Source organism: Mycobacterium sp. 1245801.1, assembly GCF_001673055.1.
In the GTDB taxonomy this organism is placed as follows: domain Bacteria; phylum Actinomycetota; class Actinomycetes; order Mycobacteriales; family Mycobacteriaceae; genus Mycobacterium; species Mycobacterium europaeum_A.
Window position 1 is genome coordinate 1 of the sequence record NZ_LZKY01000401.1, and the last position, 12,891, is coordinate 12,891.

At 68.2% G+C, this 12,891-nt stretch carries 14 protein-coding genes and 3 pseudogenes; 6 read left to right on the forward strand and 11 right to left on the reverse strand.

What is annotated here, in order from left to right; translation table 11 throughout:
- Positions 1-61: 61 nt before the first annotated feature.
- Positions 62-184: pseudogene (locus tag A5622_RS30880) on the forward strand (NAD-dependent epimerase/dehydratase family protein); the annotation flags it as partial.
- 35 nt (positions 185-219) lie between these two features.
- Here the strand turns inward: A5622_RS30880 and A5622_RS28730 are convergent.
- The 6 genes and pseudogenes from A5622_RS28730 to A5622_RS25370 form a co-directional block, all read right to left on the reverse strand.
- Positions 220-708 (reverse strand): annotated as a pseudogene (locus A5622_RS28730) (NAD-dependent epimerase/dehydratase family protein); the annotation flags it as partial.
- Positions 709-733: 25 nt separating this feature from the next.
- Positions 734-1,954 (reverse strand): glycosyltransferase, encoded by a 1,221-nt coding sequence (locus tag A5622_RS25350; RefSeq protein ID WP_066881973.1) that lies wholly within the window; start codon positions 1,952-1,954, stop codon positions 734-736.
- 16 nt (positions 1,955-1,970) lie between these two features.
- Entirely contained in the window at positions 1,971-2,939 is a 969-nt protein-coding gene (locus A5622_RS25355; RefSeq protein WP_066881975.1) for a glycosyltransferase, read from the reverse strand.
- 268 nt (positions 2,940-3,207) lie between these two features.
- The gene (locus A5622_RS25360) at positions 3,208-4,260 is read right to left on the reverse strand and encodes a DNA topoisomerase IB (RefSeq protein ID WP_066881977.1); all 1,053 of its coding nucleotides are present in this window, start codon (positions 4,258-4,260) and stop codon (positions 3,208-3,210) included.
- A 130-nt stretch (positions 4,261-4,390) separates the two neighbouring features.
- Positions 4,391-4,789 carry a heme-binding protein gene (locus tag A5622_RS25365; RefSeq protein ID WP_066870971.1) on the reverse strand — a complete coding sequence of 133 codons (399 nt, stop codon included), beginning with the start codon at positions 4,787-4,789 and terminating at the stop codon, positions 4,391-4,393.
- Positions 4,790-5,019: 230 nt separating this feature from the next.
- On the reverse strand, positions 5,020-5,841 hold the full coding sequence (locus A5622_RS25370) for an SDR family oxidoreductase (RefSeq protein WP_066881979.1): 822 nt from the start codon (positions 5,839-5,841) through the stop codon (positions 5,020-5,022).
- A 242-nt stretch (positions 5,842-6,083) separates the two neighbouring features.
- Here A5622_RS25370 and A5622_RS28735 point away from each other — a divergent pair.
- Both A5622_RS28735 and A5622_RS25375 read left to right on the forward strand, forming a co-directional pair.
- Positions 6,084-6,322: pseudogene (locus A5622_RS28735) on the forward strand (CsbD family protein).
- A gap of 162 nt (positions 6,323-6,484) precedes the next feature.
- Entirely contained in the window at positions 6,485-6,772 is a 288-nt protein-coding gene (locus tag A5622_RS25375) for a DUF3349 domain-containing protein (RefSeq protein WP_066870962.1), read from the forward strand.
- Between the two features lie 6 nt (positions 6,773-6,778).
- Here the strand turns inward: A5622_RS25375 and A5622_RS25380 are convergent, their stop codons facing one another.
- From A5622_RS25380 to A5622_RS25395, 4 genes are read right to left on the reverse strand one after another with little or no spacing between them, the layout of a single operon-like run.
- Positions 6,779-7,543 carry an endonuclease/exonuclease/phosphatase family protein gene (locus tag A5622_RS25380; protein WP_066881981.1) on the reverse strand — a complete coding sequence of 255 codons (765 nt, stop codon included), beginning with the start codon at positions 7,541-7,543 and terminating at the stop codon, positions 6,779-6,781.
- Positions 7,544-7,594: 51 nt separating this feature from the next.
- The gene (locus tag A5622_RS25385) at positions 7,595-8,368 is read right to left on the reverse strand and encodes a PIG-L deacetylase family protein (RefSeq protein ID WP_066870957.1); all 774 of its coding nucleotides are present in this window, start codon (positions 8,366-8,368) and stop codon (positions 7,595-7,597) included.
- The gene (locus tag A5622_RS25390; protein WP_066870947.1) at positions 8,365-9,318 is read right to left on the reverse strand and encodes an acyl-CoA dehydrogenase; all 954 of its coding nucleotides are present in this window, start codon (positions 9,316-9,318) and stop codon (positions 8,365-8,367) included. The genes A5622_RS25385 and A5622_RS25390 overlap by 4 nt, the downstream gene beginning before the upstream one ends.
- Positions 9,315-9,941 carry a glycosyltransferase family 2 protein gene (locus A5622_RS25395; protein ID WP_156753090.1) on the reverse strand — a complete coding sequence of 209 codons (627 nt, stop codon included), beginning with the start codon at positions 9,939-9,941 and terminating at the stop codon, positions 9,315-9,317. Before A5622_RS25395 ends, A5622_RS25390 begins: the two co-directional genes overlap by 4 nt.
- A gap of 134 nt (positions 9,942-10,075) precedes the next feature.
- Here A5622_RS25395 and A5622_RS25400 point away from each other — a divergent pair, with 134 nt between their 5' ends.
- Positions 10,076-10,654, forward strand: coding sequence for a nucleotidyltransferase (locus A5622_RS25400; protein ID WP_066881985.1), 579 nt, complete (start codon positions 10,076-10,078; stop codon positions 10,652-10,654).
- Here A5622_RS25400 and A5622_RS25405 read toward each other — a convergent pair.
- On the reverse strand, positions 10,648-10,905 hold the full coding sequence (locus A5622_RS25405; protein ID WP_066870937.1) for a Rho termination factor: 258 nt from the start codon (positions 10,903-10,905) through the stop codon (positions 10,648-10,650). The two genes, A5622_RS25400 and A5622_RS25405, sit on opposite strands and share 7 nt — an antisense overlap.
- Before the next feature lie 215 nt (positions 10,906-11,120).
- Between A5622_RS25405 and A5622_RS25410 the strand changes: the two genes are divergently transcribed.
- Complete coding sequence (locus tag A5622_RS25410) at positions 11,121-12,134, forward strand: chemotaxis protein CheB (protein ID WP_066881987.1); 1,014 nt, start codon at positions 11,121-11,123, stop codon at positions 12,132-12,134.
- A complete protein-coding gene (locus A5622_RS25415) occupies positions 12,131-12,889 on the forward strand; it encodes an STAS domain-containing protein (protein ID WP_066870930.1) in 759 nt (252 codons plus the stop codon). Before A5622_RS25410 ends, A5622_RS25415 begins: the two co-directional genes overlap by 4 nt.
- Positions 12,890-12,891 lie beyond the last annotated feature (2 nt).

A 12,891-nucleotide genomic window follows, 5' to 3' on the forward strand; every position in this document is an offset into this window, starting at 1 on the left:
GGTGTACGGCGACCCCGAGGTGCACCCCCAACACGAATCATATTGGGGCAACGTCAATCCGGTGGGACCGCGCAGCGTCTACGACGAAGCCAAGCGGTACGCCGAAGCGCTCGCGTTCGCCCACCGCCGCCTGGGCCGCGTTGATGTCGGGGTGGCACGCATCTTCAACACCTACGGGCCGGGCATGCGTGCCGGCGACGGACGGATGGTTCCGTCGTTCTGCTTCCAGGCGCTGCGCGGTCCCACCGGATTGACGTTGCCCCAATATGATTCGTGTTGGGGGTGCACCTCGGGGTCGCCGTACACCTCGCTGGTAGAGGTCAACACGAACCTGGCGCCGCCACGCTCGGCGATGTCCAGCGCGGTCGCGGTGCCCGCCGATCCGGCGCGCAGCGTCTCGATGGGCCGGCGCTGGTAGTCGACCGGGGAAGCCGCCGAGGCCAAATGGAAAACCACGTCGAAAGAACTGCCGATCTCCTCGACCAGGCCGGGGTCGCAGACGTCGTGCTGCACGAACCGGTACCCGGGATGGCCGGCCAGCCGGTGATCGATTGTGCTGGTGGACAGGTCGTCCACGCTGACCACCTCGACACCGGCGGCAAGGAGCCGATCGCACAGGTGCGCGCCGAGGAATCCGGCACCGCCGGTGACCAGAGCGCGGGAGAGCGGACGTACCCGGCTCTGGTACCGGTGGTCCCGGCGGTGAATGCGGGAAGGTGATTGAGCCACAGGATCACCCGGAACGTGTGCTCGGTGTGCTCATGTCGCGCCGGGCGAGTGACACCTTCTCGTAGATGCGTTCGGTGTCGGCGGCCACCCGGTCCCAGGTGTAGCGCGCCCGGGCGCGTTCGCGCCCGGCCTTGCCCAGCGCCCGTCCGCGGCGGCCATCGCAAATCAGGGTGGCCAGGGCGTCCCCGAGCGCATCGGGATCCCTGGGTGGCACCAGCCGGCCGGTGCCGCCGTCGACGACGGTGTCACGGATCCCGCCCACCGCGGTGGCCACCACCGGGATGCCACACGCCATGGCTTCCAAGGGCACAATGCCGAACGGCTCGTACCAGGGTGTGCATGCCACCACATCGGCGGAGCGCAGCAGCGCCGGCATCTCGGCGCGGGCGACCCCGCCGAACAGGCGCACCCGGTCGGCCACCCCGAGGTCGATCGCCAGCTGCAGCAGGTGTTGTGCGTGCGAGTCCTCGGGCAGCTCGGTGACGTGCGGGCCACCCACGATCACCAATTCGGCATCCGGGATGAGCGGCATGGCCCGGATCAATGTCTCAAAGCCCTTGCGCGGCACCAGCCGTCCCACCGATACGACGCGGGGCCGGTGCCCTCGGGCGGCCACCGGACCGTGTGGGGTGAAAGCGTCGATGTCAACCCCGCACGGCACCACGGAGGTCCGGGATCGCGCCCGGCCCATCCGAACCAGCTCGAAAACCTCGTCGGTGCTGGTGGCGGCGACCCAGGTGGCTTCGCGTGCGATCCGGCCCTCCACGGCGATTCGGCAACCCGGGCTGGTGTCGTCGGTGCCCTGGTGCAGTTTCTTGGTCAGGCCCAGCGCGTGGAACGTCTGCACGGTGGGTATCGAGTGCGCCCGCGCGGCGCGCTGGGTGGCCACGCCCGACATCCAGAAGTGCGCGTGTGCCACGTCGGGCGCATCCGTCAGCCACCGGCTCTCCAGGAAATGGGCGAAGCCGTACATGTATTGCAGCAACTGGTCTTTGGGCACTACCCGGGCCGGGCCCGCCGGGACGTGCACCACGCAATAGCCGTCCGGAGTCTCGACGGACTCGGCAAGCTCGGGATCGTCGCGGCGGGTGTACACCACGACATCGTGGCCACGCCGTGCCAGCGCGGAGGACAGCTCGGCGACGTGGACGTTCTGTCCGCCGGCATCCACGCCGCCCAGATGCGCCAGCGGGCTGGCGTGCTCGGAGATCATCGCGATCCTCATGCGGGCTCCTTCCTCCTCAGTTGCACTGTTCCTCGATCAGTTGGTCCCACTCGGCGAGGAAACGGTCGAGTCCGAAACGGGCAGTGGCGAATTCGCGTGCGGCCTTACCGGAGGCCGCCGCGGTTGCCTGGTCGTCGAGGTAATCTCGCAGCCCTTCGCCCAGCGTCACCGGGTCCGGGCTGACAACGCCTGCCTCGGAGGGGACGACGAAAGGCGCCATCGTCGAGCCGACGGCGACGATAGGCATCCCCAGCAGCATCGCCTCGATCAGGGACAGCCCGAGCGAGGTCCAGCGGGCGGTATGCAGGTACACCCGGCGGCGGGCGATCTGGCGCCACAGCTGCGGCGCGGCGACGTCGCCGCGGCCGGTGACCGCACCACGATTGACGCAGATCCCCTCGGTGCCCATGCCCCACACGTCGATCTGGGCATACTTCGACAGCGGCTCCAACTGGTCGGCGCCGACCACACGACCGCGCCGCGCCGGCTCGTTGATCATGGTGGCGGCCCGCGGCACGTCGCCGGTGTACAACTGGCCGGGATCAGCAACGCCGTGATCGATGACCCGAGTCGGCGCGCGACCGCTGTCCCACATCAACCGGTTGAACGCGGTGACGTGCACGAGGGGGATGTCGTGGCGCTCGGCGAGGGGATGGCGGGTTTGGGCTGCGTGTTCGCGGGGCGCGTTGTGCTCGACATAGACCGCCGGCAGGTCGAGGCCGGGGCGCCGACCCGCCCAGCGGGCGACGAGTTCTTCCTCGTGCGGGCGTTGCAGCACCACCAGGTCGATGTCTTCGGCCGCCAGGTCCTCGAGCGGGATTTCCTGCGCGTTGGGCCACGATCGTCCGGCCAGCCCGATGCCGTCCTGACCGCGATCGGCGGCCACCGGAATCAAATAGCGGTGCCCGCCCGCGACGAAGGCCTGCGCCCACGATCCGTGCACGTGCCACACCAGAACGCGCTTTGCTCGGCCGGGATCCAACATGGCGAGCCAGATACCCTAGGACTTCTCCGATAAACAGCGTTTCGGCCGCTGATTTCGAACGCGGCCGGGCCGTCATGGGCCTCCGCGAGCACGTCTATCGGTGCGGCACAATGTGTTTGGTGGAGAAGTGGTCGCCATGCCCGGTGGCGCCTAGATCGCACCTACTGTCCATGATGCGAACTCCCATGGACACCGGACGAACACCGTCGGACGGAGAACCGGTTTGCCCGCGCGCACCGTCTGGGTCGGCGGCGGCCGCGTTCTTTGCTCAGGCGCTCTTGGGCAGCGACGATCCCGACGCGCTGTTGCCCTTGGCGACTCGCCGGATCAGCATGCGGGTCGCCTTGTCCAGGATTTCCTGCGCCACATCGGGCTTTCGGGCGCGTTCGGCACGGCGCGCCGCCGCGGCGATGGTCAGTCCTTGCTCGTAACCGGTGACGACCCGGGGGTCGACGTAGGAACCGCGCGCCACGGCCGGGGTGTTGCCCAACTCCTGGGCCACCTCTTTCATCACCGCGGATTCGACGCGCTTGGCGACCCGCTGTGAGACCGCCGGGTCGGCATCGGCGAACGCCGTGGCCGCGAGCACCGTTCCATGCCACGTCCGCAAATCTTTGACGGTGTACTCGTCGCCCACCAATTCCTTGAAGCGGGCGTTCAGGTCGTCGGCACGCACATCGAGCCACCCGGATGCGTTGCGGCACGCCAGCAATCGCTCGGTGCGCTCGGGCCGGCGCATCAGGGCGCGCACCGCTCGAACCACTTCGGGGTCCTCGATTGCCACGGTGCGCCGGACCCCGCTCTTGGCCGGGAAATCGAACTCGACGGCGTTGCGCCGAACCACCACATGCTCACACAACAGGGTGGACAGGCCGTAGGACTCGTGCTCCTCGGCGTACTGTTCGCCACCGGCGCGGAAGTAGCCGCGATCCAGCAGCCGCAGCGCGAGCGCCAGGACCCGCTTGCGGGTCAAGCCCTGTCGCGTCAGATCCTTGGCTATCTCGGCGCGCCATGCCGGCAACCGGGTGGACAGTTCCAGCACGCGGTCGAACTTTTCCTCGGCACGCTCCTGCTGCCAGGCGGTGTGGTACAGGTACTGCCGGCGACCGGCCGCGTCGACGCCGACGGCCTGGATGTGGCCATTGGCGTATGGCGAAATCCACACCTTCTTCCATGCCGGCGGAATGACCAGATCCTTGATGCGCTGCAAGGTTTCCGGGTCGGAGACCGGCTTGCCATCCGGTTGGTAATACGCAAAACCTTTGCCGCGACGCTTGCGCGCGATTCCCGGCTTGCTCAGCACGCTACGGCGCAACCGCATTGTCGTCCTCCAGTTCTGGTCGCTGACTGCACAATTACCCGCCGGAGAAGTCGTTCACACGGCCAAGAAGCGCGGCCGGAATGGAAAACGACCCGCCACAGCGTCGTGGCGGGTCGTCTCGGGACTGCGGTCAGCCGGCCATGAATTCCTGGTAAGCCGACTCGAGGTACGGCGGCAGGGCGGTGACATTGCACTGCCGTTCGGTGTCGCCGATCGGTGCCAGGATGCCGCGCAGGTCGTTGTATTCCTGCGGGTGGCCGGTGAAGTAGCTGCGCAAGCTCGACTCGGCCTGGGGCCGCGGCTGCCCGTAGGCCGCCGTCACCACCTGGTTGGCGCCCGGATGCGCCGCCAGATACTGCTCGGCCGAGCCCTGCACCGCTGACACGGTGTTGTTCACCCCGCCGGGGCTGCAGTCGGGTGCTGCGGCCGCCGACGGTGCGCCGACGATGCCCATGGCCATTCCCCCGAGCAGGCAGCCGGCACTGATTCCGGCCACTTTCCGGCGCGCGACAATGCTGCTGATTTTCATGATTGTGATGTCCTTCGAAAGCGAAGTGATTTTCTCTGAAGAGAGGCTCCCGATCCTCGAAATCCAAAGTAGCGGAATCGAACAGTGCGGGCTTTCGCCGACAACGAACGCCGGCGGCCGTCCTGGCCTCTTTAGGGGTCGTTTGCTAAGCGAACGATCAAATGATCCGAGGATTTTTAAGAAACGGGCCCGGTTCTTAAGGAATTGTCAGCGGGATCGTGATGCAATCGTTACCTGAAGCTCGGGCCGATGCGAGGGCGGGAGCCGTCGCCGTCCGCGGGGTGATGTCCGTCGGTGCTGGGCGGCGCGAGGGTGTGCAACCAGGTGTCGACGTCGGGGCCGACGACCACCGCGCGATCGCCAGCCAGTAGCGCTCCGGCGCCCAGCGCGGCAACGGCGGGCTCTACCACGCGGACCTGTCGGGGATCACCTTGCTGCGTAAGCAGTTTCGATGTCAGCTCCGGTAACCGGATGGGGTCGGGCCCGGTGATGGTGCGCGGCGTGTGCGTCTGCCCCAGGGCCGCCTCGACCAGCACGTCGGCGACGGTATCGGCCGCGATGGGCTGGATCAGCCAGTCCTCGACGACCACCTCGGTGTCGTCGCAGCTCACCGCGTCGTGATTGGTGGCGAACTCGTACCAATGGGTCGACTTGACGATGGTGGTCGGCACCGGGCCGTCGAGCAGGATGTCCTTCGCCTGCCGTTTGGCCTCGTAGTAGGCGAAGCCGTCGAACACCGGGTCCTCGATTCCCGCGATCGTCGACACCACCAGGCGCTGCACGTCCTGCGTCGCGCACGCGCCCACGAGGTTGTGCGATGCGGCCGCGAGGGTCTGGCCGATGTCGGATCGCCCGTCGGGTGGAAGCGGGTTGGACACGTCGATGGCGACGTCGACTCCGTTGAGCGCCTGCGACAGCTCCGCTGCGTTGAACAGATCGACGCCGTGGCCGCGCGAAATCTCGACCACTGCGACGTCGCGCGCCCTCAATCGGGCGACAACGCGCGTGCCCGCCGTGCCGGTCGCCCCGATCACTGCGATCGTCGTCGTCACTACGGCTCACCCCCCGGGCGTTCGTCGTCCGACAGTACCCAGTAGTACCCGGCTCAAACCGGTCAGTTCGGCGAAGCCGGACGTGAGCTTCGTGCACAGATACCGGTGGAGTGATCGGCCGCACACGCGGCCGCGCGTGTCCGGGCGCAACGTGTTACCGGGCGTTTGATGCCCCGCGCGGCGGGAACGCCCTAGATGCCGTCGAGCGCAAGTCCACCAACCACCGAGAAGGAGGTCGACGCATGGGAGACCAGAACAGCGGACCGGAGGAAGCAGTCAAGGGCACCGTCGAAGGCGTCAAGGGCAAGGCCAAGGAGGTCGGCGGCGCGATACTTGGCCGCGACGACCTGTCCGAAGAGGGCCAGGCCGCCAGCAGGACAAGGCGGACGCCCAACGCGATGCGGGCAAGAAGGAAGCCGAAGCCGAGTCGGCGCGGGCCGGCGCGGACGCTGCCGAAGAGCGCCAGAAGAAGAACCAGTAGGCCACCCCGCAAGGGGCCCGGTCCGAAAGTCGGGCCGGGCCCCTTGCGCGCGCCCAGGCTATGCCGACGATCGCCATTCGACTGGTTTCAAGCCGTCCCGCCGGGCTATTCCCCGGCTTGAGCCGCTTTTGGCGGGTGGCGTGCGGACGAGCGGGGTGGCGGATGAGCCTGGGACAGCGGGTATCGAGCATGATCGCGTTTCTGCGTGCGGGCCGCCCCAGGGGCGCGCCCGACGTCGGCTACGCGCCGCTGTTGGCGTTGCTGCCACGGCGCGTGACCGACGACGAAGTCACCGCGATCGCCCGCAAGCTGCTCACGCCCAGGCGCCTCGGGATCGACCACGCAGATGTCGGGGTGGCCATCATCGGGGTCACCGACGCGATGCCCAGCACGGCCGACGTCGAGCGTGTGCTGGTGGCGATGAGATCGGCTGGCGCTCAAGAAGACTGAACGGGTTCAGTCCCGGTGCAGGTCCACCACCAGCGGACGGTGGTCGGAAATGGTCATCAGGTCCGCCTCGACGGCGCCGCCGCGCAGCCGGGGATCGTCGGTCAGGATGTGGTCGAGCTGGCGGTGGGGACTGTCCGCGGGAAACGTCTGCGCCGCGGCCAGCGCCCGCATGCCGGACCAGCGGCGCACCGTTTTGGGGGTCATGTTCAAGTCGCCGGTCAACAGCCGCGGGCCCGGGAAGCCGCGCAGGTCGCAGATCACCCTGCGCAGCTGGCGCCGATTCCACCCCGGAACGAACGACAGGTGCGTGTTGGCCACCGTCAGCCCGCCCATCGGGGTGCGCAACTGCGCGATGACCGCCGCCCGTGGCTCCTCGTCGACGACCATCACCCGGTTGGGACCGGGCAGGTACATGGGGAACCGCATGGGAATCCGCGGTAACCGCAGCACCTGCCAACTGGTCACCGGGTAGCGAGACAGCAGCGCGATCCCATAGGCCGCGGTACCCGGCTGTTCGCGGCCGGTGGCGGCCATCCAGGTCGCCCCCGGTGTGCCGGAAATGGCCGCCACGAACCGGTGTTCGACCGCTCCCATGGCTTCGGCCGCCGCGGCGGTCAGGTCGGCGCGCTCGGACCGCGGCTGATCACAGTCGACCTCTTGCAGGCTCAGCACGTCGGGATCGAGGCGGCGCACGCACTCACGCAGCCGGTCAACCACCACGCCATCACCGACGGTGCGACCGTGCAGGATGTTGAAAGTCGCCACGCGCATAGGCCTTCAACTACCCACTTTCGCGGTCATGCAGTCACCGGGGCGACGCGGTCACCGGAATACGACTTCGCCCACCGTGAGCAGTCGCGAAAGCACGAAGCCCGGCAGTATGGGCGCTGATTCGCCTGCGCTGAAAGCGAATTGGCTGCGATAGCATTGCGCGGCGCGACGTTTGCGCTCCATCGCCCAGCCGGGCGTGCGCACCGAGTGGGCCCGGTCCCAGGGCACCGCCGTGTCGGCCGGAATCGCCCAGTGCCACATCCAGATCGGATATTCCAGCAGCGTGGCTCCGGTGCGCTCACACGCGGTCGCGGCCGCGCGCCCCACGGCTTCGTGATCGGGATGGCCGTCACCGCGCCAGGTGGCCGCACACCAGGTCGCGGGGCCGGCCGCTTGGAGGACCTCGGTCAGCGTCTCGGTGAGCTTGTCCTCGTGGTCTGTCAGCTCGCCGTCGGGCAAACCCAGCAACATCGGCGGAGGGACGTTCAAAAGATTTGTTGCCCTGCGTGATTCGTATCGAAGGATGGTTTCCATGCGAAGACGCTCCGAGGCCGACGCTCCAGGGCGTGCGGCGCCGCCGTCGCTGGCGCAGACCACGTGAATTCGCGCCCCCGCCGCGGCCAGCTGGGTGATCATGGCACCCAAGCCCAGGGTTTCGTCATCGGGGTGCGGGGCCACCACGACCAGGTTCTTGCACTCCGTCAGATCCAGCGCCGGCAGGGGCCGCTCCTGAAACTCGGCCAGCCACAACGGCGCTGGAGTGCCGCTGTGCGTCAGCGGCTTGGCCGCAAACCTGGCGCAGTTGCCCGCCGGCAGGGTTTTCATGGGTCCCTCGTCGCCTGCTGGCCCGCCAGATGCCCGAGCTCGGCGAGGTCTCGCTCCGCGTGGCTTTGGCGGATGTAGATGCTCAGATCGGCGACCCGCTGCGCGTGCCGCCCATCCTGACACAGGGGGCCCGGGCCCAGCGCCCGCCCGGTGCGGGTGATGGCTTCGTCGACCGCGTGTTCCACCACCGTGCGCACCCTGCGGGCCAACAGCTGCGCGGTGCCGGCCCGGTCGAACGGGTCGTCGTCGATCTGGCTCGCCGCTGCGGTCAGAATCGCGTCACCGGCGGCGAGCGCGGCGTCCACGGCGCCCAGATGCGCCAGCGAATAAGCGTCGGCGGATTGGCTTGCGGCGCAACGGTACAGCGGGTCGGCGACCCGGCGCGCGCCGCCCAGCCAACAGGCGGCGACACCGATGGCGCCATGCCAGAAGCCGGGGCGGTCCAGGTAGGCCCCGGGGTCGCCCACGGCGACGGCCTGGGCATTGGTGAACTGAACCGGCCTGGTGTCACTGCCCGCCATACCGGCGTTCCACCACGTGCTCGGCAACGCTTTGACGGTCGGGTCGGTGGCGGTGACCGCGAACAGGCCGCGGGTGCCGTCCGCCAGTCGCGCGGTCACCAGTGCGTGGGTGCAGAACCCCGCACCCGCGCACCACACCTTGGTGCCACTCAGGGTGAAGGCGCCGTCGACGTCGGTGGCCGTCAGCACGGCGTCGGGGGCTTCGGCCGCCCACACGCCCCACAGCTGACCCGGTTCGGGTGGCTTGCCGCCCAGCTCGTGAAGTATCGCCACCGCGTCGACGTGGGCTTCGGCGATCCTGGCCGCCACGATGTTCTCCTCGGCGAGGCGCGCCAGGCGTTGCCAGCGTTCGGCGGTGCGACCGGAGGCGGGAAGGGGTAACTCGAGTCGTCCGGACTCCAGCCAGTGCTCAACCAACCCCGCCGTCACGCGCAATCACCCGCCGCCGATCTCCCCAACGGCCTGAGGTGGGCGAATCCGTGCAGGGCCCGAGCCTCGGTCCGCGCCGGTGTGATCACAGACAGTTCGGTGTGTCGATGAATGCGGTGGCCCGCGGCTTCGAACCGCTCGACCAAGTCGGTCTTCTCACCGGTCGGCAGGGTACGAAAGCCACCGACATGCCAATACGCCCGCGCGTCGAAGCCCATGTCGCCGCCGACCAACTCGTGGTGGCTTTCCCGGTGTCCGGCGCCGGCCTCGTAGTACCGCACGACGCCCACGACCATCTCCGCGCCGGACTTCAGCTGATGGGTCAGCCAGCGCGGGTCGACTCGACCGTCGGCGTCGGTGGTGGCAAACCAGCAGTTGGCATCGTCGCTGAACAGGGAGCGCGCATAACCGAACCCGACGGCCCGGGCCGTGCCGGGAGTGTGCACGTCTACCTTGAGGAAATGCACATCGGGGCCGTAGTCGCCGGCCAGTTCGTCGCTGCCGTCATCACAACCGTCGAGCACCACCACGATCTGCACCGGGATCGGCGCACACAGGGCGGCAGTCAGTACCGCGCGCAGACACGCAGGCAGCTTTGCTCGTTCGTTGTGGACGGGGATCACGACGGCTGCACCGTCATATGCGCATGGCACGGCGGTTGACATAACCCCAAGATTTCCCGATTAGCCGCAAGTTAAACGGCTTCAGCGACCGCCCCAGGTTGCCTCGCCCGTTCGCCGGGTATGACCTAAACACCATGGCCGCCACCGACACCCACACCGACGGATCCGCCTGCGCCACGCCATTGCGAGATGCGCTGCGGGGCGCGGCCTCGGCGCTCAAGGAGAAGGGGCCACCCTTCGCCTTGGCCGGCAGTTATGCGCTATGGGCTTACGGCGCACCGGAACCCAGCCACGACGTGGACCTGGTGGTGAGCGAGACCGACGTGGACGCCGCCGTCACCGCTTTGGCCGACGCCGGATTCGCCATCGAACGCCCGCCGGAGGACTGGTTGTTCAAGGCCCGCACCGCCGGCGTACTCGTGGATATCCTGCATCGCATCAATGGCGTGCCCGTGGACGCCGACACGCTGAACAGGGCCGAACAACGCGACGTGCTGGCGATCCGCATGCCGGTGTTGCCTCCCACCATGGTGCTGGTCCAGCAGCTGCGCTCGCTGGGCGAGCACCACTGCGACTTCGCCAAATTGCTGCCCGCGGTCCGCGCGGTGCGCGAACGCCTGGACTGGGAAGCCATTCGGGCGCAGACCGCCGACAACGACTACGCCGTCGCTTTTCTGGTGCTGGTCGACCGACTCGGCCTGACCGGTCAGTGATTCCGCAGTTTGGCGACCAGTTTGTCCTTGCTCAGGCTCGAATAGCCGGACATGCCAAGCTCTTTGGCGCGCTTCTTGAGCTCGGGCACGGTCCAGTCCTGGTAAGACCCCGACTTGCCGCCCTTGCGGGAGACCTTCGACTTGCCCTGGCCGGCGGCGGCGTTCGAGATACGCGCGGCCTTCTCCTTGGAGTCGCCCTTCTTGCGCAAGTCCTGATACATCTTTTCGTTCTTGATCGAGGAACGCGGCATGATTCATCCTCCTGTCCACAGACATCTTCGTCAGTAGTGCCCGCCCCGGCCGGTTCAAAAACCTGCTCAGGCCGGCACCGGGTCCGTGCGCCGTTCCCAGCAGCGGTGCCGCGCCAGGGCGGCGGCGAAGTCCTCGACGAACCGGTCGGGCAGCTCGTCGGCGGCCGCTATTCAGCGGCCGGCCGATTACCTACCATCGATAGGGGTAGTCGAAAGTGGTGGTTCAGACGGCTGAGGTCGGCGCCCTGCAAGGCGTGGTGGCGATCGGCGCATCGGCCGGCGGCGTGGAAGCGCTGTCCAACCTCGCCGCCGGCCTCTCGCCGGACGTGCCGTACGCGTATCTGATGGTGCTTCATGTGCCCGCGGGTGCGCCCAGCATCCTCGCCCGCATCATCGACCGCAGCGGTCCGCTGCCGGCGGTAGCTGCCCAAGACGGCGCAGCGCTGGAGCCCGGCCGCATCTACGTCGGTGTGCCGGACCGCCATCTGCTGGTCGCCGATCATCGCGTGCTGCTGACCCAGGGGCCGACCGAGAACGGCCACCGCCCGGCGATCAATGCCTTGTTTCGCTCGGTGGCATTGAACTTCGGGCCCCGCGCGATCGGCGTGTTGCTCTCCGGCGTGCTCGACGACGGCGTGCTGGGACTGGGCGCCATCCGTTCGCGCGGCGGAACCACCATCGGCCAGTCACCCGAGGACGCGTTGTTCCCGGCGATGCCGACCAACGCCGTTGATGCCGGCGTGGTGGATCGGCAGTCGCCGGCGGCCGGCATCGGCGCGGTCCTCAAAGAGCTGTCGCACCGAGAGATAGAGGATTCCGACATGGAGCGCGACTCCGCGATGGAGCTCGAGAACCGCATCGCCATGATGTCGCGGTTCGCGACCGATTTCGATACCGAGAAACTGGGATCACCGTCGGGCTACACCTGCCCCGACTGCAATGGCTCGCTGGTTTCCGTCAGCGAGGGCAATTTCCGCTGCCAGGTGGGCCACGCGTGGACGGCCGAGGCCCTGCTGGGCGCGCGGGACACCGAACTCGAGGGGGCGATGTGGATCGCGGTGCGCAGCCTGCAGGAAAAGGCCAGGCTGGCCCGGGGCATGGCCGCCAAAGCTGGAACCGAGCTGCTCGTGCGGCGCTACATGGCGATTGCGGAGGAGACCGAGCGCGCGCTGACCCTGCTCAGCGACCGGCTCTCGACCACCGCCCAGCAAGAGGGTGAAGCTGGATGACCGGCGACCGACCGACTGTCCGGATCGAGCGGGAGACGTCTCAAGACCTGCCGATCCTGACCGTGGCGGGGGTACTCGACAGCTCGACCTATCGGACCATCCGTGACGCGGTCATCAAGGCCGCGATCGACGAACCCCGCGCGGTGATTGTCGACATCAACGGCCTGCATGCGCCATCGGCCTCCGCGTGGACGGTGTTCACCAGCGCTCGCTGGCACGTCAGCGTCTGGCCCGATGTGCCGATCCTGCTGGTTGCTTCCGCCCCGCAGGTGCGGCGCGCGATGAGCTCGGCCGGGGTGACCCGGTATGTGCCGATACATGCCACCCGCGAGATCGCCCTGGACGCCGTGGCGAGTCAGTCCCTGCGAGTGCGACGCCGGGCCCGCGCCAGCCTGGCACGAAACATCAGCAGCCTCGAGGTTGCGCGCAGTGTGATCGGCGAATGGCTCACCCAGTGGGACATCGGCGAGGTGATCCCGGTCGCTGCCACGCTGGCCACCGTCTTCGTCGAAAACGTTCTCGACCACACGCGGAGTGCACCGGTGTTGATCGTCGAGAGCTACCAAGACACCGTCACGGTCGCCGTGGAGGACAACAGTTCTCGCCTGCCCGGGCGGCACGAAGACGCCGCCCTCGGCGCCGACATCGTCTCTGGGCTGGCCATCGTCGCCGCGTTGTGCCGGGCGTGGGGCGCGACCCCGACGTCGTCGGGCAAAACCGTGTGGGCTTTGATCGGTCAGGAAAACCAGTTCTGACC